Below are 23,912 nucleotides of genomic sequence, written 5' to 3' on the forward strand. Positions count from 1 at the left end.
ACGATTTTACCTTTTCGTCAATACCACCTCCAAGATGTCCAATAAGTTTCAGACTCTATCATAGTACAATTTCATCCAGTACTTCGTGCTCGACTGTCCGTATGGATTCGGGAGAACCCTCTTAGATCCTCACAAATAGAGTTCATCAGAAAATCTATCATTCTAGGTGTTTAGCCGTTTCATTTTTAATAGTTTTACATCTAATAGAGAAAGGAGGTGAACGATATGAGCAAACGCTACAGCTCTGGATGTTCAGAGGAAATTGTTTATTGTGAGCCTGAAACGATCGTTCGTGACACCTATGTAACTCGGGAGGTTACTTACGTCCATCCTATCAATATCATAAACAGACACCACATTGTGGAGGTTCCAAAACACGTATATAAAAAATCAACAAAAGACGTTTATGTGGAATCTCGCAAATCTCGTGGTTCCTATGATTCATGTTCCTCTGATGATGATTGGTTAGGATATTGGTAAGATTTATAACCATTTATAAGATGACTGGGAAACCCATCCTTTAAAAGATAAAAAAGGGGCTGTTCAAAACAAAGTGTCAGACACTTATAGGACAGCCCCTTTTATAAAATCATCAACATACTTAAGGGGGATAACTGAACAATTCTGCTGTTCACTGGATTGGATTTCGAAGTTCATAAAAAACAAAAAAATACCATGATGAAGGTTCATGGTATCACTGGATTATAAAGGTTTATGGAATTGATATCGTTTATGGGTGTTGCAGATCATTAAAACATTCCACAATACCCCGGCTACGCTCATTTTTACTAAAGTCTTCTCCAAATACAACTGGCTTTATTCATTGACCAGAAGGCTGTAGATGAATTGTTTGCCGATGCTCCCCATCTTCGTTCTCCCCGTATTGATGAAGCCGGCTTTTAAATAAAGCTGTTGGGCAGGCAGGTTTTTATGATTCACCGCCAATACGATTTCGGTACATGTCGGGAACTCATTTTTTACAAAGTCCCGTAGTTCATACATCCCTTTCTTTGCATAACCTTTCCCTTGTTCCATATGATTGATTGACAGGGCTGTCAAAAGCATAGCATCAGGATTATCTGAGTACTCTTTGACTCTTTCATTAGCATGCAATAGAAAGAATCCAACTGGTTTACTAAGATCTGAAAGGACAATCGGATGTTGTCCTTTCTTAACTTCTATGACTTCTGAGGGGAGAGCTGTAAATTTTGCCTGTTCTTCTGGTAAAGTAAAAGCTTTTAAGAAACTTAAATGCTCTGGTTTATACCGCTGTAAGTGTACTTCATGAGATGTATCCATAATAATACCTCCTACTAATTCGACTCCTGGTTGATCCGATACTACGCAAAGTAAAGAGGTCATCGTTTGTGTCGTTACTGTAATATATGATATACCTTCAAACTGATCCATAGGGTGATCACGACCCAAACCAAAACGATGATGGAACCAACAAACCAATTCTTCGGTTTACCTTTTTTCATCATGGCTTCGGCTTTTATTTCACAGTCTGATATGACTTTTTCAGGGATCATTTTCAGCGCAACTACAATTCCCAGGGGGACAATGATCAAATCATCTATATAACCAAGCACGGGTATGAAGTCTGGTATCAAGTCAATAGGACTGAAAGCATATGCTACAACACATGCTGTAAATACTTTCGCGTACCAGGGCACTCTTTCATCTTTATATGCAAAGTAAAGTATGAATATTTGTCGTTTAATCCTTTTTGCCCAAACCTTTATCTTCTCCATTTTATTCTCCTTAAAAAATATTGAAGTATCCATTACACCGGAAATAATTACCTTTATTTACCATCAAATAAGCCTAAGCCATTTTAGCGGGACCTTCATAATGATAAGTATGGCAAACTTTATGACATGTTTTTAAGGATGGACTGGTTTGTCAGCGACTCACCAGCATCTAAGATCCTGGATAGCTAGAACTTGATCTTAGCTTGAGTTTCACACTTTCGTACAGCCATTCATTCCCTCGAAAAATAGCAGATCTTTTCTGCTATTTTTTCTTTTCAGCTACTACAAAAACATAATCACCTTTAACACTACTGTAACGGGGTAAAACCTCATTGATTTTTTTAGTTTCAATATCCCTTTTTAATTTTGAACAACCGAGAACGATTTCCTCCTTTGTTGCCAAGTTTGCAAAAGTAGAAATGCCTGCACGCACAGTTTCATCCAAATAAATGTGCGGTTCATATTTGCCGCTATATAGGAAAAAGTCCTCGAGATCAGGTTGGATCAAAAAGGTCTCATGACCAATAATGTCAAAGCCGACTGCTTGTAAGGTGTTGTTGACAGTGGTTAGATCCGGCATCTGCTTAGACGAAGCCTCAATAGCCTGTGGGAAATACTCTTTAAGCCAGTATGTATTCATTTGTTCAGGAGAGGAGGTGAATATGACAAACCTACCTCTATCCATAACGCGAAAAACTTCCTGGAACGGAACAAAAAGCTCCCCAAAATGGTGAATCGAAAGGATACACGATACCCCGGTGAATGTCTTGTTTTCATAAGGAAGGCAATTGATATCCGCCAACTCCCAGTTAATTTTACTTGACTTTTGTTTTGCAATCTCGATCATCTCAGTGGATATGTCGCACCCAGTTACATACAAACCTGATTGTTCTAATGCAATGGAATAGTTTCCAGTACCGCAGGCGATATCCAGGACTTTGGTTCCCTTAGGTACTTGCAGATGGTTTCTTAAATGCCTCGTTATTTCAGGATCAGCTTTACGGGTAGCGTCATAGCTTTTTCCGATTTCATCATATAAAGGATTCAATTGATCCAACCTCCTTAAAAAAGGTAAAACTTCATTAAATAATGATTTGTTCATATGCTTTCTCACTCAAATTGCAGTGGGAAAATGCTGGATTTATCCAAACTTGAATGTAGGATCGAAGGAATTGATTTTATACGTAACGATCTGATGTGGCTGTATATCCTACACCTATGGGATTGAACGATTCTTGTTCATATTACCATAATGTCTAGCTCCAACGCCCAACCACTTGGATCACTTCATTCTTCTTGCGGCGGCGACAACCTCCTCGTCGGACTTCCAGTGCCCTCCAGTCAGGGCGTTTCCGCTTTTCTTAAGGTTGTCCCCTACCCTACAGCTTCTCCTTTTAAAGCTGTTCTCTTGTTAGGCGTTATTTGGTCCCTAAATCCAGATCTCCCAGCAGGTGTATCTTAAAAGACCCCAACATTCCAATTATTAAAGTATTGGTGACAATTATCCGCAATCAAGGGCATGAAGGATAGAAAAACTTATGGAAATGAAATGGATAAGAATACTATTGGTTTTTTAGGAGAGACTACAATACAAAAATACAGAATTGAAAGGATCTCAACTTATGATTTGGACCATATTATGGATTGTACTCATCATCTGGTTACTTGGATTCATATTCAACATCGTAGGCGGGATCATCCATATCCTGCTGGTTGTGGCTGCAGCAATATTGATCTATAAGTTTTTAGTCAAACGCTCTTGATAGATCTCTTTTTAAATGGGTACCCCCAATTAAAAACGACTCGTGACTATACACGAGTCGTTTTTCCATTATAAATCAAGCATTTTCAACTTATTATTCCACTTTCCGTAACACGGCCAGTTCTGCTTCTTGGTCCACTTCTTTTTCCACTTTCCGCTTTTTGAGATATCCTGCTGAAATTACCGCTGCCACTACTACAATTTCGAATCCATATTTGATGAACCCATTCTCGAAAAAGCCTTTTAAGAACGGTTCACTAACCATCATTTTCGATGCGGTCCATGCTAATACGGCAGATCCGATCGTAATGATGATCGGGAATCGGTCAACCCATATCAAAATGAGTCGGCTACCAAACATGATGATTGGTACAGAAATCAGCAAACCTAATACAACCAAAAGTAAGTTGCCGTGAGAAGCACCTGCGATCGCTAATACATTGTCTAACCCCATTAATACATCTGCAACAATGATGGTTCGTATCGCAGCCCAGAATCCTCCAGCCGCTTTTACATCGTGGTCCTTATTATCAACTAAGAGTTTATAAGCGATGATGACCAGCAATAATCCTCCGACTAACAACAATCCCGGAATCTTAAGCAACCAAACAACAGTTAGTGTAGCAACAATTCTGATCAAAATCGCGCCAAGCGTTCCCCAAATGATGACTTTCTTCTGTTGTTGTGCAGGTAAATTCCTTGCAGCAAGCCCGATCAGGATCGCGTTATCACCTGCAAGCACAAGATCAATGATTACAATGGCCAATAGTGCCGAGAAAAATTCAGCCCCGAACAACTCCATTCAAAACACTCCCTCTAATTTGATATGTAAAACAAAAATGGCCTCTACCATGAGCTGGTAAAGGCCACCAAAAAAGACCTTCACCATAACAGGTAAAGGTCTTGCTAACAACAGTTTCGTTGCCAACAAAGCCGAGAGTTCGGAAACTCTGGAATGACGACTTTGCTGTAAAAGCTACTCCCCTTTAGGAGACGAATTTTTATTTTATTAACCATAGGATACCCTTAAATACATTTGTTGTCAATATGCATTTTGGGAAATGACACGGGTCTCAGTCAAGAAAAATTTACTCGGGTGTTAATTTTAAGCAAGGTTTGACTTCATCAGTCTTGCAATGTTCTGTTCATCCGACTTCGCGCTTTTCTCAAGTTCTTTAATAATTCGCTGCTGCCGTTCGACTGGATGGTTTTGACTTAATTTCGCTTTTGCTTGCAAATCGTCAATTTTGATTTTGAACCCCTGGATCCCTTTGCTCATCCCAGCGATGTAACCATCATCGACATCTTCCAACTTGTATGGGCTTTCTGGGGCTTCATATTTCAAGACCATATCTTGTAAGGATTTCATGACTTCCTGGTCTTCTCTTAATAATTCCACTTTACCGTATACATGTACCGTGACATAATTCCATGTTGGGACCGCTGTTTTCGTCTCGTACCACGACGGAGAAATGTAACAATGTGGACCGTGGAAAACGGCTAAGACCGTTTGACTCTCAATATCCTTCCATTGCATATTCGGTCTCGCGAAATGGCCGTATAGATATTGTTTATTTTCATCCAAAATCAGCGGCAAGTGTGTTGCATATGGTCTCCCATCGTGTTGGGAAAATAGCGTCGCAAAGCTATTTTCTTTTATGATATCGTAGATGGCATCTAGATCTTCAATTTTAAAATGCATAGGAGTATACATCCCTTCAACCCCTCTTTACATTAGTGGACACAGCAGACCTTAATCACTTTAATAGCTTTATTAAGAACCTACCAAACACAAATAGCGGAATATTTGTCCGGTAAGAATGAATTTCAACAGGTTGTCTTTCCCCTATTATGTTCTAAATCACTTAAGCAGGCCGGGCACAAGATTCCACCAAGTCAAAGTTAGACCCCGGTAAAACATACTCTGACCCTATTACTGTGCATGCACGAGCATTATGTTATATGCCAATATAGCAAACCCATATACGACAATCAATAGAAAACGTGAACTTTATTCAAGAAAATCGATTAATGCTCGTATTTCGATAGCATCCAGGACAAGATTTAACGTTCTCGATGCCACAGGGTCTATTGCCACGTATCCCTTCTTCCTATTTAAAGAATTTTTTGTAAGAAAATGTAGGTTTATAGAATGAATTAATCTGGAATGTATTGTAAAAAACTTTTCCCTGTAGTAACCTATCCTCGATTTAAATCACATCCATCTATTAGTCGACTAGTTCATTGGTGGGAAAACAGCTGTCATCATTCAATCAAGGAGGAAAATTTGATGTCCCGGTTACACAAGCAATTCTTTTCAGCCGTCCTTGTCACATTTATGGCCATCGGTGTCCTTTCACCTGCACAGACACAAGCAAGTATGGACGAAGGCGGAGGGTATTGGATCCCAGACGACAAGATCGAGAAGTCAACCGAACTGATGAAGCAGGGCAAGTCCCTCGGAGAGCTTGGGATCAAGCAGGATCAGATTCAGAAAAAAGAAGGCATTCAGACATTAGATGAATTGATGGAAGAACACCAGGAAAGTGAAGCGACATACAGAGCGAACTTGGCTCCTCCCATCAAGACGGCACTCGGATGGACGCCTCCCGAATTCGACTATGATCATATCCTTACTGTAGATGAATGTCGGAGTAGTCCAGACAGCAGTTCAGAAACAGGATATATCAAGAACCGTTATTCCTTCTGCTGGTCCCATGTGGCGTCATATCAAGTCCCTGTAAAATGCATCGGAGGGATTTGTGTAAACGCAGGGGTTCAATTTCAATTCACGGAAATAGGTTATGGTTCCAACCAAAGCCGGAACATGAGAGTCTATTATACACTTGACGATATCATCGTGACCGATCCAGCTTTAAATGGTGCCAAGTTGGAAATCGATATGGTATGTGAATCAAAACTGAACCCAGGCGATTGTAAAGAGGACCCAGACTATCCACCGACAGAACGAACGATCGCCCAATGGAAAAACTCGAACTTCAGTACAGAAATCTTCACCTCAGAAGCGCCCCCGGCAACTGATACAAATCCTGACCAGTTGGGATACATGGAATTTTGGCCGAAACTCACCCTTACCCATTCAGCAAGGAAATACAAAAAGAGCATAGATGGCATCAAACAGACTGTCCGTTATGACTCTGCAAGATACATGTTCGCTTTCCCTGATGAATATTTCCGACAAGGTGCTGTATTCAGTAATGCTACACCGATCTTCAATGTCCCGATCACGGAACCTGAATTCGCAATGCTGGATGAAGCCGGACAGCATTGGAAGGACGCGATGGATCATCCAGCACAGACGAAGCCTCAAATGGTTGGAAAGAACATACCAGGAGCTGTTGGGGATAGCACACTGACACGGATGTATCCGAGGCGTCATCGGGAAGAATATAACCGGAACAGGAACAAGACAAGAAGGGTTTGTGACCGGGAGTTCGGCAATGAGGATCGGACAGGTAAGCAGTGTGATGAATACCCGTTTGCTTCCACATGGGAAGGATCTTCGACGAACGGAGCGAATAATTTTTCAGTGAGAATGATTTCCGCTGATTCGAACGGTGCTGCAGGGACATGGCTCGGTGCCTGGTACGCCTATGACCGGATCCTGGATGGAGATGCTTTTCATGTGGAGGTCGAAGCTCCTGAGAAAATCGCGACGATCCAATCGGAAGGCCAGCCTCAGGACGGCCAAGATAACCGGTCAAGTGACAACTTCACGATCGGGAACATCCCTCCTTACGCGACAAAGTTACAATGGAAAATCGTCGACGGTCCGAAAGATGCAAAATTCGATGTCATGAAAGACATCAGCTTCGGCGTCGACGAAACGATCTTCTATGACCTAACAGACGGATCCGAGACAGAAATCGAAACGAGCGAAGATTTCTACATCGCCAGACCGGAAAACACCAATGGAGAAAACTTCACTGTCGAAGTCTATGCAATCCCACAATAGTTTAGAGGCTGTCCACAAATATAGGACAGCCCCCTTCTCTTCTATTAAGTTCTTTTCGAGCGCATACCTTTCACTATTTTCAGGTTATCCACGTTGAGAAATTGAGCATATTCATTACTGCTTACATCTACTAATGCCACTTTCCCTTCATGATCATAATGGATCCCCCACCCAAATTTCTTTACTAAAGGAGAAGCCCTGAAACAAGCTTTAGGTTTTGAAAAGAATTGTTCTCGGAGTTCATCTAAATTTTGACCTGATTCAATCTGTTTCTTGATCAGATAAGTTTTAAACTGTACATCTTCTTGAGTATATTGATAAGGATTATTTTTGATCAAGTCATATTCAATGGATGCGATCGTCGGTTTTCCGTTTCTTGGTGTTGGCACTAAACCGCTACTGGCACCTGAATCCTCTGAAATTTTGATAAATGTGTGTTTGTACGACATTTAAATCCTCCTTATCTTGGAAATATCCAGTCTTTTATAAAGGAGCTTTAGTATATTTTTTTGTGTCCAGCTTAATTTATACGGAATGTTTACTATAAATCTTCTTAATTTAACCGAATTTCTTACCACTCAATAATAACATCCTGAAGGATATCTCCATTTGGATCCCCTGGTAATTGGTCTTGAATACGAAGTTCACAACCAATTATTAATATTAAAAAGCAAAGAAATATAAGCACTCTTTTCTTAGGATTCAATCTAATTATGAAGTTTGTCGAAATTTAAGGCGACGATTTTGTATATTTTTAGCTGACTATATTGTCCATTTTAAATGCGACTCTATCACAGTTTTTAGTATCTTTGCTACAAATGTATCCTTCCTCTTTTTATGTAACGGTTTTTACAAATTATAACTAACAAAAAGCCCCTTTATCCTTTAATTTCGTTCTTGAGTAAACGTTTATCCAGTTCCCAGACCCGATCATATGACTCTACTAGTTGTTCGGGTACCACCTTTCTACCATATTCCCAAGAATCCTCATCTATTTTAGCACGAAGCTCTTCTTTTTGATCCTCCCCGCCATACAACAAGGTTCTTAAATCAATTCGATTTCTTCCTAAATGATAACCAATCATCCGATAAACAATGAGTTTAACGAAGTTTTCTTCAGTCTCTTTTATTTTGATTTTACTTTTATAACCGTTAACTTGAAGGTAGTTGAATTTTATCGTATTTGTCGATAGGTTATAACTCATCGGTACGTTTAAAGTATTGTCAAACTCGCAATTTATATCCAAATTTAGCTCACGTAATGTCGTTTCGATGATCTTTTCGATATCCCAAATATAAAGCATCTTATGCCCTACCTTTCTCTGTCGTCTAATCCTTCTTTCTAGTCAAAAAGGATATCTTTTCGAAATAAGTATTCCTTTATACGAGACTGTATTCCTTTATACGAGACTACCTTGCTTCTGGGTTTAAGAATACCTGATAGATGGTTGGCAATGATGACAAAATAATTCTTAAAGCAGAGTCAATCCTCCACTTCTTGAAGACCTCGTCATAATACAATCGATCCTTATTCGGCATTATGGTCCCCGAGTCAGGTTCACTTAATTTTATCACATATGACTTTAAAGAATCTTTAATTGCTCAATAAAACACTTCTTTAGTAAGAGAAGGGCTCTCACCCTATCCAGCAATCATCTCCGTTCTTTAATAAAACAATTTCACCTCATTCGTTATTTGTTTCTTTGTTTTTTGTCTATTTCCTCTTTTAACCGAAATACAATAGAGAACTTCCTACTATTCACTGAAGCCTCATAGAATGGTTCTTCAAGCCTGCTCAGATAAAAAGATAAGGGCTGTCCATTAAGTGTCTTAGCCTCCGAACTTAATAACATTTTAAGAAAAAGCGTGTTTTTGAAACAAAATGTTGTATTGGAGGTGTCTGACACTTTTCTTCTTGGACAGCCTTTCTTCAGAATTCTATTCATCTATCGGTAGAGGTGCAATAGGTGAGACCAGGTTTTGTTCACGGAGATCCTGCCAAAATACGGATGGGATCACTTCCTGTGTTGCCGCTATATCCTCTTTAACATGTGCAGGGCGAGTAGTACCAGGAATGACCGCAGCTACTGCAGGGTGTGCCATTGAAAATTGTAACGCAACGCTTTTGACACTCACTTGATACTTGGAAGCCAATTCCTGGATTTTCTTTGCTTTGGTAACAATTTCATCTGGTGCCTCTTGATATTCATAATGATTTCCCCCCACGAGAACACCGGAACTGTACGGCGCGCCAACGATGATGCCGATATTTTTCTCCAGTGCTGACGACATTAATTTTTGCAAGGCATGTTCATGGTTCATGAGCGTGTAGCGCGTAGCCTGTAAGCAAAGGTCTGGAATCGTCTCTTCCAGTTCGATTGCAATTTCGATCGGCTCGGTTCGATTGACGCCTAATCCCCATGATTTGATTACACCTTCTTCACGGAGGCGCGTCAGTGCTCGGAATGCTCCTTTTCTAGCCGTATCAAACTTTGTAATCCAATCATCTCCGTGAAAGTCCGGAGAAATATCATGAACATATACGAAGTCCAATCGATCTGTTTTCAAACGTTCAAGGCTTTGCTCGATCGAGCGTAGGGTCCCGTCTTCACTATAATTTTCGATGATTTTATTTTTCCGGCCATATTCGAATAGCCCTTCCTTATCCTCCATTTCATCTGAGATCAACCGCCCTACCTTGGTGCTTAAGAAATAGTCGTCCCGATCATGTCTTGATAAAACTTCACCAAGCCGGCTCTCTGCTAGTCCAGCGCCATAAAACGGGGCAGTGTCAAAATATCGGACACCCTGGTCCCATGCTGTACTGATGGTTTCCAGCGCTTCTTCTTCCGGAACCTCCCTGAACATATTTCCTAAAGGAGCCGTACCTAGACCAATTTTCCCTTTGATTAAACCGTTCATTTCCATTCATCCTCCTTAAACTAGACTTGGAATCAATAGATTCATTAACAGAGCAACATAAAAAAGCCTGTTTATTTTTATACCTGATTGGCGTGAGCTTCAAACTTTTTATAATCTTGCCGGGAAAAAGCTTACCATTCCTTGTCGATTCAATCGGGAAGATGGACAATAAACAAAGGGGAAATCTCACTTTACCATAATGGTCCTGGAATAAAAAAGAATAACCAGGAAGCCATATTTGTCATATTGGCTTCCTAATTATTCTTTTTAAAGTCAAACTGTTTACTTGATAATTGTGATAACCCAATATTGCTATTAAATAAGGAACATATCCAAACCCGGAAGTTTTGTTTTTACGAAAATACACCAAAACAAATAAGAAGGGGCAAGCTTACCCCATATAAACACTGTCACATGTCCCTGCTTCTGGTTCATAATAACAATGATTTTTAAATTGACCAGAAAAAGGTTGACCGTACCATGTTTGAGGACATGGAGCATATGGATTGAAATACCAAAGAGCAAATTTCGCTGGGTGGTCCCTCCAATAATCCAAATTCTTCTTTGCTAATCTTTTCTCAGCAGTTCTCGCTCTGTTATAAAATACATTACCCTTTTGAACAGCTTCAAAAGAATAATTCCCTCCTTGTACTTGATAAATGACTTGAGGAATTGACCTTACATCTCTAAAGTCTAAACAATCCGCTTTAGCACGATTAACAATTACATTACCGACAAATAACATTCCTAGTTTTCCTTCACCCACGGCTTCCGCTCTCATCATCCTCGCCATTAAATCAACATCCGAATTTGTATATTTCACTCTTGGCATTTTTTCACCCCAACAATATTGTATGAAAAAAGCCTACTTTGATGTCATTATTTATTAATGAAGCTAAGGTTTTCCAACAGTTGACAGGACACCATATAGTGTCATATTATAAATATATACATTATGACACCAATTAGTGTCCAATTACTAATGAAGATGAGGAGAAGGGTGGAATTGAATAAGAAAAGTGAAACGAGAGATGTTTATACTGCCGTTGCCGATCCTACACGTCGCAAATTGCTTCAGTTATTGGCTGAAGCTGATGAGTTGCCCCTCCATAAGTTGACAGCGCAATTTCAAATGGGGCGTACAGCGGTTTCTAAACATTTAGCGATCTTAAAGGATGCTGATTTAGTAAAAGAGCGGAAAGCCGGACGTGAAACCCGCTTTCGACTTAATGCGGAGCCGCTCAAAGAAATTGAAGATTGGGTATCGTATTACACGAAATTCTGGAATGAAAGAGCAGAGCTTTTACGTAGATTATTAGAGGAGGAGCAAAATGAAACCTGAAATTTCATTAGACTTTGAATTTAGAAGTTCGGTTGAAAAGGTATGGCATGCTTTAACCGATTCAACTATGTTGGCAAAATGGGTCATGGATAACAACTTCAAACCAATCGTTGGCCACAAATTTCAGTTCCATACGGAGCCGACTAAGCATTGGAATGGTATTGTCGATTCAGAAGTACTCGTTGTGGAGGAGCCTTACAGATTGTCCTATACCTGGGTTACTGCCGGAGAAAACACAATTGTTACCTGGTCACTGAAAAGAATGGACAATGTTACCCATCTGCATCTCGAGCATACCGGATTCCAGAGCGAGAGCCTATCGTACAACGGGGCCAAATACGGCTGGGTGAATATGGCCACCCAACTTGAAAAGCTGTTAAGGGATCAAAAAAATTAAGGAGGAAAATTCTATGTCTGTCATTTCCATCATTCTTCAAAGTTTGTTGGCGGCTTATTTTATATTCTCAGGGATCGCAAAGGTCATAGGTGCTAAATACTGGAGTGATATTTTCAATGATTTAAAACTACCTCAATGGTTTCGCCTCGTCACAGGCATCGTTCAGTTAATCGGAGCAGCTGCACTTGTCATTGGCTACTGGTATGGATGGGCTGTCGTATGGGCTGGCATCTGGCTGGGCATTACGATGCTGGCGGCGTGTCTAGCACACTTGAGAGTGAAAGACCCATTCAGCAAAACGGCGCCTGCTATGGTATTTCTTGTATTAGTCCTTATACTATTCATCATGAATACAAACCATCTGATGCTTCCCCTCTCGTAAAATCGTTCAATAAAAATCTGACGAAATAGGTTTCCTCCTGATAAGGGAAAACGCAGGTGATTTCGTTCGTAATTTAATGTCTAAAAACAAGATACTGTGTAATCGACATAACAATCGCCTCGGTTCTATTGACTATCAATTTCTCGCTCTATTTCCTGTTTTTTATATTTGTTGAGCGTATTTCAACTTGATAATGTGCTGCTGGTGTTTGTATTGTAAAGAGTGAACCATTCTTGTCTGAGATACATGTTTAACAGAGAAGATTTCATTGGTTTTAACCAGCTTAATTTTTACCATATATCGTATAATCTTATCTATTTGGCGGCTTCTGAGCGTTTTCTTGTGGTAAGTAATAAAGAAAAATACCTGAAGTAATATTGCCAGTATGGAATTCATACTCCTGATCTAAATAATGATCATCTAACGTCATCCTGGTCGTCCGTGTCCCTTTAATCGGTTCTTGTATTCCACACCACCAACATCTATACCTAAAAGTTTATGTACCATTGTACGGATCTTTCTAAATCTGTGACATAAATGAAAATTATTAAAATGGGAGGCTTAAATGTCTTAGAAAAGGAACAGTTTTAAATTCCTTTGATGTCTCCTATAACTTCAAATGCCCCATTGTTAAAATAATGCCCATGGTCGTCGAGTTCCCGGGTAATTACCTGTGGAAGAATTTCTGCGTAATGGTCAAGGTGAGAAAAAGGTACGATTTCATCGTCCCGGCTCTGGTAAATGAAAATGTGCGATATCTGAGGGAGCCTTGAAACAAAATCATCTTGTAATGTATATTCTTGAGCTTGCCAATCTTCGTCTTTGCCCCAGAATGGAGCTGCAATCAAAAATAATCCTAAGATGGGTAGTTTACAAGTTTCTTCCGAAAGATATTTCAGCAAAACTGAACCGCCTAAAGAATGACCGATTAAAATCACCTCACCGTCCAATGTAGAGAGTTCTTTTTTAATCTGGCCTTTCCAAAGCATATACTCAGGATTTTCTGGGTTAGGCATCTCGGGGTGTGATACGTTATACTCATCACCTAAAGCGTCTTGTAGATATGCAGCCAGGTCGCTGCTTCCCTGGTGAAGACCTTGAGTTCCTGCACTATGTATGAATAACACATTCTTCTTCATACTATATACTCCCTTCTGGTTCTTCACCTTTCATTTATACCAAGTGTGCTTTTATCAACACATTCCCTATACCATTTTCGCAATTGATTGATGTGAGCTTGATGGTACCGGCTATGGTCAGCCATATGCCATATACCCCAGCGAATGGTTGCTTTCTTTCCATCCTCATAAACGACAATTCTATCTAAATCACGTTCAGTTAATTGGGCACATTCCGATTTAAACATATTAAATACTTTCTTATAATCATTTAAAAGCTCTTGCAGCGGGACATCTTTTATTTTTGGAAGCTGATTGTTCCTATCCAACATAGGTCCGTATTTCTCCTCCAACGCATGTGGTAAAGGTTCACCTTTTATGCGATAGACCCAAAGGAGGTCCACATAACTTAAATGTTTTATTAATTGGCCGGTGCTATTAAACTTTCCTTCCGGGCCATGATAATCAACTTCCTGTTGTGACATTCCGGAAGCAATAGCGTTCAACCTTTGAAAATTTTCTTTTCCAGCAGAGTAGAACATTCCTACAATTGGATCCATGTTTGAATCACCTTTTAAGTCAAGTATCAATTATACTCCCCCCAAATGGTCTCTTTTTTAATTCCATAACCAGATATTCTCGGAATAACTTAAGAATTCAATTTAATTCTGGAAAAATCCTCTTTTTCATGGTCCCTATGTTAAAAGAAGCTCTCCTGATTTAAATCGTCTACCTGGTTGTTCAATTACGTTTGATAAAGATGTGATGGACATGTTAAATAATCAAGGGATAGACATTTTTATGGAAAGTTTATTCGATTTGATTCATACAATTATTGCAATTGATCAATGGGGGGATTCTGTTGAAGAAGATACCTGTAGCGGGGTTTGTTTATGAATGTGGTGAAAGTAATTCTGAATCGGAACATTCGCATGCTATTTACCTGACTCACTGGGATGGAAGGCCTGTCCATGTTCACGAGTTTGAAGGTGTGACCTCTTTTGACGTTGGACACCGCCACGGATATGAGGGGACGACAGAACCTGCCCCGAGTGGAGTCCAACATTCCCATCGATTTCATACGATTACAACCTTTGATGATGGACATCGGCATGAAATAATAGGGGTTACCGGACCGGCTATTCCAGTTCAGGGAGGTGGACACATCCACGAGTTTGAAGGTGAAACCACGGTTGATGGAATGCCGCCACATGAACATTCATACAGTGGCAGAACAAGTGTCGACTGATTAGAACGACTTAACCTGATGATAAAAGGTCAGCACTCACAAAACCGTCTATTGGTAAAATTGATAGATGGTTTTTCTGTATTTTTTCCAAATATGAATTGTGTCTCTCCCATTAACCCTACTGATTTTTAGATATCCCCTCTATTTGATTTTCCTAATGCAGAAATTTATTTAGGGGATTGTTATTCTATTGAAGCGTACTTTAACGAATAAGCCATTTATTCTTCTTCAATGACATCACTTTTTACCAATGTATCATTTATTTGAGTAATTTCTCTATTCATTAAAAACTTCTCTGTTATTTTTTCTTCTTGATTCCATATTTCTGCCATTGGTTGCTCCTATCAAATAGAGATTTGTTTACCTTTACTCTGATTAAAAGGTTACCTCAATGCCTTTTTCACTAGATTCATAAATACCGCACAATATTTTCATGATTTCCACGCCATCTTCCACTGGACTAATAGGCACTTTGTTTTCTAAAACGCACTCGACAAAATGACTAACTTCAGACTCGAATGCTTGGTTAAAATTAAATGTTAGTGAATCAACCTGAGGAGTTACATTTAGAATGGTATTAAATTTTTCCGAAACGATTTCTAGTGATGGTTCAATTTCTGCCCCACCTTTTTCACCATAGAGCTTTATACTGGTTTCATCTTTTCTAGCATGGAGAGAAAAGCTTGCATCCACAAACAGAGAAGCACCATTTTCAAATCGAATAAGTGCATTGGCGGAATCTTCTACATTGTTTTTGCTAGAGTTATAGTCAGCAGCCTTATAAAAAGAAAGGTTTTCCACATTCGATCGATTCCCTAATTTATGATAAGTATTACCAGTGACAGATTTTACTTTTGGTCTGCCCATTAGATACCAACATAGATCAATTATATGAACCCCGATATCGATTAACGGACCGCCCCCAGAACGCTCAATATCAGCAAACCAGCCGCCTGGATTTCCCAATCTGCGAATACAAGATGCTTTTGCATAATAGATTTCTCCTAATTCACCATTATCAATAAACTTTTTCAGTATTTGCGTATTACTAGCGAATCTTCTAACAAAACCTACTTGGAGTATTTTACCGCTTTTGTTTACGGTCTCTTCAATTTGTTTTGCCTTCTCCACTGTTGTTGTTAATGGTTTTTCTACTAGTACATGTTTACCTGCTTCTAAAGAGGCTATAGTAATTTCAGCATGTGTATTATTCCATGTACAAATACTGACTGCATCAATCTCTGAATCTGCTAGTAAGTCTTGATAGTTTTTATAATGCTTTTTGGCACCATATTTTTCTGCTTTTTCATTTGCTCTTTGTTCATTCATATCACAAACAGCATAGATTTCTACATCATCATTATTTTTATAGGATTCAAAATGCATTTCAGAAATAGAGCCTGCGCCAATTACACCTACTTTTATTTTCCCCATTTTCTTAGCTCCTATCCTTTTAAAGTTTCTCCCAAATTCTCTTGACATTATCCAATCCTATCTTTGAGCCACGTTTACACTCCTCCAGGCCTTCAAATTCGATGGAAATGTACCCATCATAGCCTGATTGTTTAATAACGTTTAGAACATCATATAAATGAATATCACCATGACCAGTAATTGCTCCTCTTAAATAATTACCTGAAGCAGTTTGGAACCATCCTTCACCTGGATGATAAGAAGAAGCAGGTCGAAAGTAAAAGTCTTTCGTATGAACCATTGATGCATAGGCAATATTTTTCTTCACGGCTGCAACTGGATCTTCGTCCACACACAGGAAATTCCCAATATCAAGTGTCGTTTTAAAATTATGTCTGTCTACATTCTCGATTAACCGCTGAATCCTGTCACTTGCCTGAACATAGAAACCGTGATTTTCCACACTTGTTACAATGCCATATTGCGCTGCATAATCAGCTATTTTTTGGCAAGCTTCTGTTAATCTCGGTAAATCCAGTTCAAATTGTTTAATGGTTGCCTCTTGAGCAGGCTTAAAAGCTACATCATGTCTCATCAGCTTTACACCTAATTGATTTGCAATATCAACTTCTTTTTTTACTCTAACCATTTCTTGTTCAACTACTTCCTTATTACCTTTCAGGAAGTCAGCACCAATCGCATAGTTTGAAATTTCAATACTTGCTTCTTCTGCTTTTTGAAGAATCTCTTCTATTAACCCTGGGTTATCCGTCAAGCTAAAACCCATTGGCACAAGCTCAATATGCTCGCCGCCCTGATCAGCCGTCCATTGAATAGCATCCAAAATCGTCATTTCCCCAGAGTTTATTGCTCCTGCTAAACTGTAGGAACTTATACCAAGCTTCACTAATAGCCCTCCATTTTACCTGAATTACACACTAACTAGACAACGCTTTCACATATTCTTATGCCTTGTTAAAACGATGATTAATTATGTTAGACTAAATACATGAGCGATCGGAGTATTACCTTCCTTTTCCGCCATTTTTGGCATTCTTACAGAAACCCCTCCATCCATCTGATTAAATTCAAGATGTTCTTCACCGCCAAGCATATCTATTCGGCATACCTTTTCAGGATAAGGAATGTAAACATATTCATCCATATAACGATCATCTTTGCTTTGATATAATCGGAAGCAGTAAGCTGTTTCACCCTTTCTTGTAAAAGCAAAATCGTCTTTAAAATAAGGTGCACAAATACGTGTCCCATACACAGCTTCACCGTTAACTTTCAACCAAGCTCCAAGCTCTTTCATCCTTTTCATTGCTCCCTCAGGTAGGCGTCCATCAGGTTGTGGCGGCACATTTAGAGCAAGATTTCCACCTTTAGATATGATTTCAATCAACGTGTGTACAATTTCCCGTGTAGACTTATACTTATCCTCATATTTAAAAGAAAAAGAGGTCCCTATTGTGATACAGCTTTCCCATGGCACATTCATCGGACCGTCAGGAATTGTCTGTTCGGGGGTAATGTAGTTTTCAAACTCCCCTCCTATAGTACGGTCAGCTGTAATTAACCAAGGCTGTATTTCACGTGTTCTTTCCACTACTTCTCCGAGGCGGATATCCTGTTTTCCTTTACCAACCCAGCCTGCATCTAACCACAGTACGTCAATTCGACCGTATTTGGACATTAGTTCCAAAATCTGATTATGTGTAAAGGCTACAAACTTTTCCCACAACCATGGATATTCATCTGGATCATAAGAGGGTCCGCGCCACATTTCCTTGCCCCGAGCCATGCCAGGAGCCCAATAGTAAGGTGTATGCCAATCTGCTTTAGAAAAATATGCTGCAATACTCAAGCCCTTTTCACGAAAAGCATCAAAAACGTGCTTACATATATCAGCATACTTATGACTGTGAAAAGGACAATCTGAAGAAGTAATACGATAATCCGTCTCTTTCGTGTCCCACATACTAAAGCCATCATGATGTTTCGTCGTAAAAATTAAATATTTAAAACCGCCTTCTGCAGCTAAGTCAGCCCAAACTTCCGGTTGGAATCGAATGGGGTTAAAGGTTTTATTTAGATTAAAATATTGTCGCTTGAATTCCTCGCCATCATCTTCCCAGTCGATATCTGTGCGAGACCAATCGGCATCTTCATCACTTAAAGCCCACGATTCCACAACACCAAGCTGAGAATAAGGCCCCCAGTGCATCATCAAGGCTAGTTTTTGATTCTTAAACCATTCCAAACGTTCCAATATCAAAGGATCTTTTGGTTTAAACCATTTCTCTTCTGCACTATAATTATGGGCACCATGATTGACTTCCTGGTCTTTCAATTCTGTCATCCTATTTCATTCCTTTCATCCATTGGATCTATGAATATCTTGATCTCAATAAATTACTTTTTAGAATTAAGCTTCCTCCCAGAATCGTCTTAGATTATCCATTCCAATTTTACAAGCTTCTCTGCATTCTTCCATTCCTTCAAATTCCAATGTTATATAACCGTCATAACCCGAATCTTTAATCAGTTTAACAATTTCCCTTATTTCAATATCACCTTGTCCGACAATTGCACCTCTTAAAAAGTTACCGTTAGACGTTTTAAACCATTTTCCTGCACCAGGATTTTCGTAGTAAGGACGGAAATAAAAGTCTTTAAAATGAACAAGAGATGCATATAGTAGATTCTTCTTTACACCTATAATGGAGTTTTCATCAACACACATGAAATTTCCTATATCCAATGTTGTTTTAAAGTTAGGTCTGTCTACTGCTTGGAGAACGCGTTGGACACGATCACTATGCTGTACAGCAACACCATGGTTTTCAATTGTCGTTGTTATCCCGAATTTTGCTGCATAATCAGCAATGCGGCGGCTTCCTTCAATGATTTGAGGCAGGCTGTTTTCAAAGTATTCAATTGTTGTTTTTTCAGGTGGTAATGTAAATGCAGTCACATCATGACGCATATGTTTGATACCCATACGGTCTAACAGATCTACATGTTCTTTCAGGCGTGCAACCTCTGCTTCAAATTCCTCCTCAGTATCCTGGACAAAATCTGCAGGCATTGAATAGTTTGATAGTTCAATGCCAACTTCTTTTGCCTTTTCTCGTACTTTATCTGCAAGTTCCAAGTTATCTACTAAAGTGAATCCATAAGGAACAATTTCCATATGCTCCCCACCATTATCAGCAATCCATTCAATAACATCTAAAACATCCATTTCTTCAGCATTAATTGCATCTAACAAACTATACGTACTTAATCCTAATTTCATCTCACTTCACCTCTTATTTAGTAGGTTTACTTTCTATTCAATAGATTTTTCCTATTAATTTGTTCGAAAATACTTGTGAAGATTAATGGCCATTGTTCTTCAGTTCCAATCATAACTTTCAATAAAAGACTAATTGAAAAACAACAATTTTTACGGAAACTACCTTTGCCTATTTCCTAATGGACTGCCTTTCACAAACAGATTACATTGACTTAATAAAAATTCACTATACATCGAATTGGCCCATGAAAACCATGGTCTCGTAAATTTTCCAGGTTCATCAACATGAAATCCTTCGTGCATAAAGTTTGTATTTGCATCGGTGTTTTTAAACAGATCATGAATTTCTTCTTTCTCCTCACTTGTTAATGCTGTCATCCCCTGAATCGCAAGAGCAATATGCCAAATATACTGCTCAGGTGTATGTGGACTGCCAATCCCTTTCGCCACGTTCCCCTGGTAATAATAAGGGTTTTCAGAGCTTAAAATGAATTTTCTTGTGTTTTGATAAACTTTATCCTCCACATCGCAATACCCTAAATAAGGAAGTGCGAGAAGACTAGGCACATTTGCATCATCCATTAGGTTGTAATTTCCAAGGCCATCTGTCTCGTAGGCGTAAATTGTTCCATAGACTGGATGTTCTACCTTACCAAAATTTTGAATCCCCTGATCAATTTCATTTGCCAATTCAAATGCTGTTTTCGCAAGACTTTTATCATCAATGACTTTTTCAGCAATTTCCTTTAATTGTTTCAAAACAACGACAGCAAACATATTGGCAGGGATTAAGTAGCCATACTGACAAGCGTCATCACTAGGACGGAAACCACTCCAGGTCATTCCTGTGTACCCTACAGGAGCCCCTTTTCCTCCATGTGATAATGTATCCTGCGCAGGGCAGTTATCCCTTTCAAACAAGTAGTTGGACTTCTCTTCATGGTTTTGCTCCGTCTTCCAGGTTTCAATTATTTTTGCAACAGCTTCCTGGAACAATTCATTAAAATGAGATGTTCTTCCCGTTGATTTCCAAAATAAATACGACAGCTGAATTGGATAGCAAAGTGAATCAATTTCATATTTTCGTTCCCATAGAAGAGGGGTCATCTCCGTCTTGTCATCATGAAAGCGGTTTCCATTTGCTTCTTCGTTAAATGCATTTGCATATGGATCATGGATTATGAAGGAGAATTGTTTTTTTATAACACCCTCAATCATGTCGGCCATTTTCTCATCATATTCAGAAAGTATTAAATACGGACGAACCTGTGCAGCTGAATCTCGTAGCCACATTGCAGGTATGTCACCGGTAATCACAAACGTCGTTCCATCACCTTGAGGTCGAATTGTAGTTTCATACGTATTGGAAAAACAGTTTTCAAATATCGCTTGTACTTTTTGATCATGAGTAAATGCTGTTTTCACTTCATCTATTAATGCTTTCATTGATCGTGGTAACTGTCCTTGCATAACGTACCTACTTTCTTTTTTCGTATTCTTATAATAATGGAGTATGCAAAAAGCTGCCCATTTTTTCATAATACACATTTTTTGAACGCTATTTACGGATTCATCTTTCAAAGCCAACTGTAATGATTTCATGCTTACGAACAGGGACTTGAACACCTTTGCCAACCGCATGTAATGATTTCCCTTTTCCTTCAATCACATTACTTATATAAGCATGATGAAAAGTTTCTGAAGACTTGACTATAAGAGTATCGCTTTCATCAGTCATATTAAACCAGCGCACCATGACATCACCAGACTGTTCAGATACTTTCATAGAAGAGAAAGCCAGATTTGAAAATTCCCACTGGAGAAATGAATGCACAGGTGGCAACTTCCCATCATGAAGACCTGTCTGTTTCAATGACCACGGTACCTGATATTGATATGCATTCTGATATGCCTTCGTTGCACCAGCTTTTCCCTCATGTGGATAAATACGAAATGAAACAGAATGCTCTCCTAAACACTGTGCCTCAGGTGTCGCGAAATACCCCCAATCACCAAGCTCACCTACAGAACGCAGCAAAGTTACCGCAATCGTATTCCGCCCATCACGGATGATTTCATACTCATTTAATCCAAGATTTGCAATTGTTAAGCCTGCGATATCATTACTTACATCTACGAATGCTTGTTGATGCTGTGAATGATCTGGGTTGGTCCATTCCTGTGAAGGCTCGTTGAGACGTTTTGCTATTTCAAAGATTGAATCAGCATAATGTACGTCTGTTTGAATATCCGTCGGAAATAATGCCCTGAGGCGGTGATCTTTCGCTTGGTTATTGTAAGATGTTTTCACACTTATACCTTTACTGTTCCTTTCTAACGTTACGACTGTTTTTATTATGAACGGAACCATTTCCTCCACGCGTGCAGACGTTCTGCCAGTAAACCAGACAAGCTCCTTTTGCTCTTTTTCCAGTAAATCTGATGCGCTTTTAGGGATTTCCCATTCATGGACAATCTCATATGCAGCCTTAAATGGTGTATCTTCAATAATGTTTACCTTTGCAATTAAATCTTTTGTTGTAAGTGCTTGTTCATTATTTGGCTGCTTATACATATATTCGTTTCCAATATCTCCTGTATCTTCATACACACATAATTCTTCAAAAGTACGTCTATTTGCTTTATCAGTCACAGTTAAGGAACCATTTTCATTAATTTTTACGTTTACAAATTTATTTTCCATTTCATTTTCGTTAGCGATCAAGGAACTAGCATCCTTATGTTTTGCAGCTGAAACCCATGCGTATGTCTTATACCCAAGCGCAGGAACCTTTTCTGCTTCAAATGTAAGGCAAACCCTTCTAGCCATATATGGTTGACGGAATTTCTCTTCTGGCAGATCATAATCAAAAAATATTCCTAAATCTTCCGCTTTATATTGATATTCAGTGCCTGTATCATCAACCAGTGTTCTTTCCCCTAATGAAAATTCTTTAAGCGCTTGTTTGTTTACTCCTGCTGCGAAGTAATTCCTTCTTACATCAAGTGTAATCGAAACAACTCCGGTACGATCCCATCCAGTCGTATTATAGACAGTAAATGGAAGGGCATCAGCACCCCATTTTTCAAAACGAGTTGTATTTATTTTTCCGGAAATGGACTCGAGACTTTCATCAATTATCATCTCAGCTACATGTTTACTCCTCTCGAATCTTGTAACCATGCCACGGTGAACCTCATCCACACTACAGCCGCAAATACTGTCATGCGGGTGATTTTGCATTAATGTCTTCCATGCATATTCAATTAAGTGATGCTGGTAATCTTCTCCTTGCAAGTATGCGAATACAGACAAAGGTTCTGCTACTTTCTCAAGGAGTGCCTGATTGAATTGATTCATTTGTTTAAGATATACGCGTGCTGATGCTGTATTAACGAGAGTTCCCCATCCGTCCGTTTGTTGACTTCGTAGCTCTCCATCAATTACTTTTAAATTTTCCGGTAGTGTTGATGCAAGTTTGCCTACATAATCATTAAAATTCGAATGAACAAATTCGATATTCGGATAAAGCTTTTCAGCCGTTCGAATCGCTTCTGGCAAATCGGTTTGTATTGGCTGATGATCACAGCCATTCAACATGAGCATATGTGGAGTTGCAGCATATTTTTCTAAGGAAGCAATATGGTGATCCCAATATTTCTGTGCTTCTATTTCATGTGTTGGAACTTCATTTCCATTACAGTACCAATTGGCAAATAAAATACCGAGAACAGATGATCCGTCTGGGGAGCGCCAGAGCATTTCTGAATATGGTGATTCAAAATTTTCTGCTTCACTGACGGCATTATTAAATCCAGTTGGTTTTACACCTCTTCCAAAAACAGCATTGTTAATTCCAGCCTGGCTTAAGATTTGTGGAGCTTGGCCAATATTTCCAAATGAATCCGGAAAATAGCCTACCTTTGCAACACCTCCCCATCGTACTGCATCTTTCATTCCGTATTGAAGATTACGGATGTTAGCTTCAATACTTGTCAAAAATTCATCCTGCAAAATATACCAAGGGCCGATTTGAAGTCTTCCATCTCTGACGAACGTTTGAAGCTTTTCTCTCATATCAGGGCGAATTTGTAAATAATCATCTAAAATGATTGTTTGTCCATCAAGATGAAAGCTTTTAAAGTCAGGATTGCTTTCCAATGTTTCCAACAGCCTATCCATCAGCTTCGTTAAAAGGACATGGTGCTTCTCATATGGCAAGTACCATTCCCTATCCCAGTGGGTATGTGAAATAATGTGGATAACCTTTTTATCTTCCAATTTAAACCTCC

The 23,912-nt window shown here is 39.2% G+C and carries 24 protein-coding genes; 7 read left to right on the forward strand and 17 right to left on the reverse strand.

Going from position 1 to position 23,912, the window contains the following annotated elements; translation table 11 throughout:
• Positions 1–225: 225 nt before the first annotated feature.
• The gene (locus tag L1611_RS06920; RefSeq protein ID WP_236312365.1) at positions 226–480 is read left to right on the forward strand and encodes a hypothetical protein; all 255 of its coding nucleotides are present in this window, start codon (positions 226–228) and stop codon (positions 478–480) included.
• 336 nt (positions 481–816) lie between these two features.
• On the opposite strand, the gene L1611_RS06925 is transcribed toward L1611_RS06920, so the two are convergent.
• From L1611_RS06925 to L1611_RS06935, 3 genes are all read right to left on the reverse strand, one after another.
• Entirely contained in the window at positions 817–1,299 is a 483-nt protein-coding gene (locus L1611_RS06925; protein ID WP_236312366.1) for a GNAT family N-acetyltransferase, read from the reverse strand.
• A gap of 74 nt (positions 1,300–1,373) precedes the next feature.
• Positions 1,374–1,754: a YkvA family protein gene (locus L1611_RS06930; RefSeq protein WP_236312367.1), complete on the reverse strand. Its 381-nt coding sequence runs from the start codon at positions 1,752–1,754 to the stop codon at positions 1,374–1,376.
• Between the two features lie 262 nt (positions 1,755–2,016).
• Positions 2,017–2,802 carry a class I SAM-dependent methyltransferase gene (locus L1611_RS06935; RefSeq protein ID WP_236312368.1) on the reverse strand — a complete coding sequence of 262 codons (786 nt, stop codon included), beginning with the start codon at positions 2,800–2,802 and terminating at the stop codon, positions 2,017–2,019.
• A 574-nt stretch (positions 2,803–3,376) separates the two neighbouring features.
• Between L1611_RS06935 and L1611_RS06940 the strand changes: the two genes are divergently transcribed.
• Entirely contained in the window at positions 3,377–3,517 is a 141-nt protein-coding gene (locus tag L1611_RS06940; protein ID WP_236312369.1) for a lmo0937 family membrane protein, read from the forward strand.
• 93 nt (positions 3,518–3,610) lie between these two features.
• On the opposite strand, the gene L1611_RS06945 is transcribed toward L1611_RS06940, so the two are convergent.
• Entirely contained in the window at positions 3,611–4,318 is a 708-nt protein-coding gene (locus L1611_RS06945; protein ID WP_236312370.1) for a TerC family protein, read from the reverse strand.
• 303 nt (positions 4,319–4,621) lie between these two features.
• Complete coding sequence (locus L1611_RS06950; RefSeq protein ID WP_236312371.1) at positions 4,622–5,230, reverse strand: FMN-binding negative transcriptional regulator; 609 nt, start codon at positions 5,228–5,230, stop codon at positions 4,622–4,624.
• Positions 5,231–5,806: 576 nt separating this feature from the next.
• Here L1611_RS06950 and L1611_RS06955 point away from each other — a divergent pair.
• A complete protein-coding gene (locus tag L1611_RS06955; RefSeq protein WP_236312372.1) occupies positions 5,807–7,492 on the forward strand; it encodes a NucA/NucB deoxyribonuclease domain-containing protein in 1,686 nt (561 codons plus the stop codon).
• Positions 7,493–7,536: 44 nt separating this feature from the next.
• Here L1611_RS06955 and L1611_RS06960 read toward each other — a convergent pair whose 3' ends face one another.
• The 4 genes from L1611_RS06960 to L1611_RS06975 all read right to left on the reverse strand — a co-directional run bounded on the left by L1611_RS06960 (position 7,537) and on the right by L1611_RS06975 (position 11,246).
• Positions 7,537–7,941 carry a DUF6157 family protein gene (locus tag L1611_RS06960; RefSeq protein WP_236312373.1) on the reverse strand — a complete coding sequence of 135 codons (405 nt, stop codon included), beginning with the start codon at positions 7,939–7,941 and terminating at the stop codon, positions 7,537–7,539.
• A 429-nt stretch (positions 7,942–8,370) separates the two neighbouring features.
• Positions 8,371–8,796, reverse strand: a complete 426-nt coding sequence (locus L1611_RS06965; RefSeq protein ID WP_236312374.1) for a hypothetical protein — start codon at positions 8,794–8,796, stop codon at positions 8,371–8,373.
• Between the two features lie 634 nt (positions 8,797–9,430).
• Complete coding sequence (locus L1611_RS06970) at positions 9,431–10,414, reverse strand: aldo/keto reductase (protein ID WP_236312375.1); 984 nt, start codon at positions 10,412–10,414, stop codon at positions 9,431–9,433.
• A gap of 391 nt (positions 10,415–10,805) precedes the next feature.
• On the reverse strand, positions 10,806–11,246 hold the full coding sequence (locus tag L1611_RS06975; RefSeq protein ID WP_236312376.1) for a cell wall hydrolase: 441 nt from the start codon (positions 11,244–11,246) through the stop codon (positions 10,806–10,808).
• Positions 11,247–11,420: 174 nt separating this feature from the next.
• On the opposite strand from L1611_RS06975, the gene L1611_RS06980 reads away from it, so the two are divergent.
• From L1611_RS06980 to L1611_RS06990, 3 genes are read left to right on the forward strand one after another with little or no spacing between them, the layout of a single operon-like run.
• Positions 11,421–11,756 (forward strand): ArsR/SmtB family transcription factor, encoded by a 336-nt coding sequence (locus L1611_RS06980; RefSeq protein WP_236312377.1) that lies wholly within the window; start codon positions 11,421–11,423, stop codon positions 11,754–11,756.
• On the forward strand, positions 11,746–12,153 hold the full coding sequence (locus L1611_RS06985) for an SRPBCC family protein (protein ID WP_236312378.1): 408 nt from the start codon (positions 11,746–11,748) through the stop codon (positions 12,151–12,153). Before L1611_RS06980 ends, L1611_RS06985 begins: the two co-directional genes overlap by 11 nt.
• A 13-nt stretch (positions 12,154–12,166) precedes the next feature.
• Positions 12,167–12,535: a DoxX family protein gene (locus tag L1611_RS06990; protein WP_236312379.1), complete on the forward strand. Its 369-nt coding sequence runs from the start codon at positions 12,167–12,169 to the stop codon at positions 12,533–12,535.
• A 587-nt stretch (positions 12,536–13,122) separates the two neighbouring features.
• Here the strand turns inward: L1611_RS06990 and L1611_RS06995 are convergent.
• Entirely contained in the window at positions 13,123–13,674 is a 552-nt protein-coding gene (locus L1611_RS06995) for an alpha/beta hydrolase (protein ID WP_236312380.1), read from the reverse strand.
• 23 nt (positions 13,675–13,697) lie between these two features.
• Positions 13,698–14,213 carry a DinB family protein gene (locus L1611_RS07000; RefSeq protein ID WP_236312381.1) on the reverse strand — a complete coding sequence of 172 codons (516 nt, stop codon included), beginning with the start codon at positions 14,211–14,213 and terminating at the stop codon, positions 13,698–13,700.
• A 302-nt stretch (positions 14,214–14,515) separates the two neighbouring features.
• Between L1611_RS07000 and L1611_RS07005 the strand changes: the two genes are divergently transcribed.
• Positions 14,516–14,902 carry a YmaF family protein gene (locus tag L1611_RS07005; RefSeq protein WP_236312382.1) on the forward strand — a complete coding sequence of 129 codons (387 nt, stop codon included), beginning with the start codon at positions 14,516–14,518 and terminating at the stop codon, positions 14,900–14,902.
• Between the two features lie 375 nt (positions 14,903–15,277).
• On the opposite strand, the gene L1611_RS07010 is transcribed toward L1611_RS07005, so the two are convergent.
• From L1611_RS07010 to L1611_RS07035, 6 genes are all read right to left on the reverse strand, one after another.
• Positions 15,278–16,336: a Gfo/Idh/MocA family protein gene (locus L1611_RS07010; protein ID WP_236312383.1), complete on the reverse strand. Its 1,059-nt coding sequence runs from the start codon at positions 16,334–16,336 to the stop codon at positions 15,278–15,280.
• A 19-nt stretch (positions 16,337–16,355) separates the two neighbouring features.
• Complete coding sequence (locus L1611_RS07015) at positions 16,356–17,222, reverse strand: sugar phosphate isomerase/epimerase family protein (RefSeq protein ID WP_236312384.1); 867 nt, start codon at positions 17,220–17,222, stop codon at positions 16,356–16,358.
• 84 nt (positions 17,223–17,306) lie between these two features.
• Positions 17,307–18,680: an alpha-L-fucosidase gene (locus L1611_RS07020; RefSeq protein ID WP_236312385.1), complete on the reverse strand. Its 1,374-nt coding sequence runs from the start codon at positions 18,678–18,680 to the stop codon at positions 17,307–17,309.
• Between the two features lie 66 nt (positions 18,681–18,746).
• A complete protein-coding gene (locus L1611_RS07025; RefSeq protein WP_236312386.1) occupies positions 18,747–19,619 on the reverse strand; it encodes a sugar phosphate isomerase/epimerase family protein in 873 nt (290 codons plus the stop codon).
• 159 nt (positions 19,620–19,778) lie between these two features.
• Entirely contained in the window at positions 19,779–21,089 is a 1,311-nt protein-coding gene (locus L1611_RS07030; RefSeq protein ID WP_236312387.1) for a glycoside hydrolase family 125 protein, read from the reverse strand.
• A 100-nt stretch (positions 21,090–21,189) separates the two neighbouring features.
• Entirely contained in the window at positions 21,190–23,901 is a 2,712-nt protein-coding gene (locus tag L1611_RS07035; RefSeq protein WP_236312388.1) for an alpha-mannosidase, read from the reverse strand.
• Positions 23,902–23,912 lie beyond the last annotated feature (11 nt).

The sequence above is a fragment of the Pseudalkalibacillus salsuginis genome, assembly GCF_021646685.1.
In the GTDB taxonomy this organism is placed as follows: Bacteria; Bacillota; Bacilli; order Bacillales; family Fictibacillaceae; genus Pseudalkalibacillus; species Pseudalkalibacillus salsuginis.

Coding starts and splice junctions, on each gene's coding strand:
- L1611_RS06955 (WP_236312372.1), top strand. CDS start 5,807: ATGTCCCGGTTACACAAGCAATTCTTTTCAGCCGTCCTTGTCACATTT.
- L1611_RS06990 (WP_236312379.1), top strand. CDS start 12,167: ATGTCTGTCATTTCCATCATTCTTCAAAGTTTGTTGGCGGCTTATTTT.
- L1611_RS06975 (WP_236312376.1), bottom strand. CDS start 11,246: ATGCCAAGAGTGAAATATACAAATTCGGATGTTGATTTAATGGCGAGG.
- L1611_RS06945 (WP_236312370.1), bottom strand. CDS start 4,318: ATGGAGTTGTTCGGGGCTGAATTTTTCTCGGCACTATTGGCCATTGTA.
- L1611_RS06925 (WP_236312366.1), bottom strand. CDS start 1,299: ATGGATACATCTCATGAAGTACACTTACAGCGGTATAAACCAGAGCAT.
- L1611_RS07025 (WP_236312386.1), bottom strand. CDS start 19,619: ATGAAATTAGGATTAAGTACGTATAGTTTGTTAGATGCAATTAATGCT.
- L1611_RS06965 (WP_236312374.1), bottom strand. CDS start 8,796: ATGCTTTATATTTGGGATATCGAAAAGATCATCGAAACGACATTACGT.
- L1611_RS07020 (WP_236312385.1), bottom strand. CDS start 18,680: ATGACAGAATTGAAAGACCAGGAAGTCAATCATGGTGCCCATAATTAT.
- L1611_RS06930 (WP_236312367.1), bottom strand. CDS start 1,754: ATGGAGAAGATAAAGGTTTGGGCAAAAAGGATTAAACGACAAATATTC.
- L1611_RS06985 (WP_236312378.1), top strand. CDS start 11,746: ATGAAACCTGAAATTTCATTAGACTTTGAATTTAGAAGTTCGGTTGAA.
- L1611_RS07010 (WP_236312383.1), bottom strand. CDS start 16,336: ATGGGGAAAATAAAAGTAGGTGTAATTGGCGCAGGCTCTATTTCTGAA.
- L1611_RS06940 (WP_236312369.1), top strand. CDS start 3,377: ATGATTTGGACCATATTATGGATTGTACTCATCATCTGGTTACTTGGA.
- L1611_RS07000 (WP_236312381.1), bottom strand. CDS start 14,213: ATGGATCCAATTGTAGGAATGTTCTACTCTGCTGGAAAAGAAAATTTT.
- L1611_RS06970 (WP_236312375.1), bottom strand. CDS start 10,414: ATGAACGGTTTAATCAAAGGGAAAATTGGTCTAGGTACGGCTCCTTTA.
- L1611_RS06960 (WP_236312373.1), bottom strand. CDS start 7,941: ATGTCGTACAAACACACATTTATCAAAATTTCAGAGGATTCAGGTGCC.
- L1611_RS06995 (WP_236312380.1), bottom strand. CDS start 13,674: ATGAAGAAGAATGTGTTATTCATACATAGTGCAGGAACTCAAGGTCTT.
- L1611_RS07030 (WP_236312387.1), bottom strand. CDS start 21,089: ATGCAAGGACAGTTACCACGATCAATGAAAGCATTAATAGATGAAGTG.
- L1611_RS06920 (WP_236312365.1), top strand. CDS start 226: ATGAGCAAACGCTACAGCTCTGGATGTTCAGAGGAAATTGTTTATTGT.
- L1611_RS06950 (WP_236312371.1), bottom strand. CDS start 5,230: ATGTATACTCCTATGCATTTTAAAATTGAAGATCTAGATGCCATCTAC.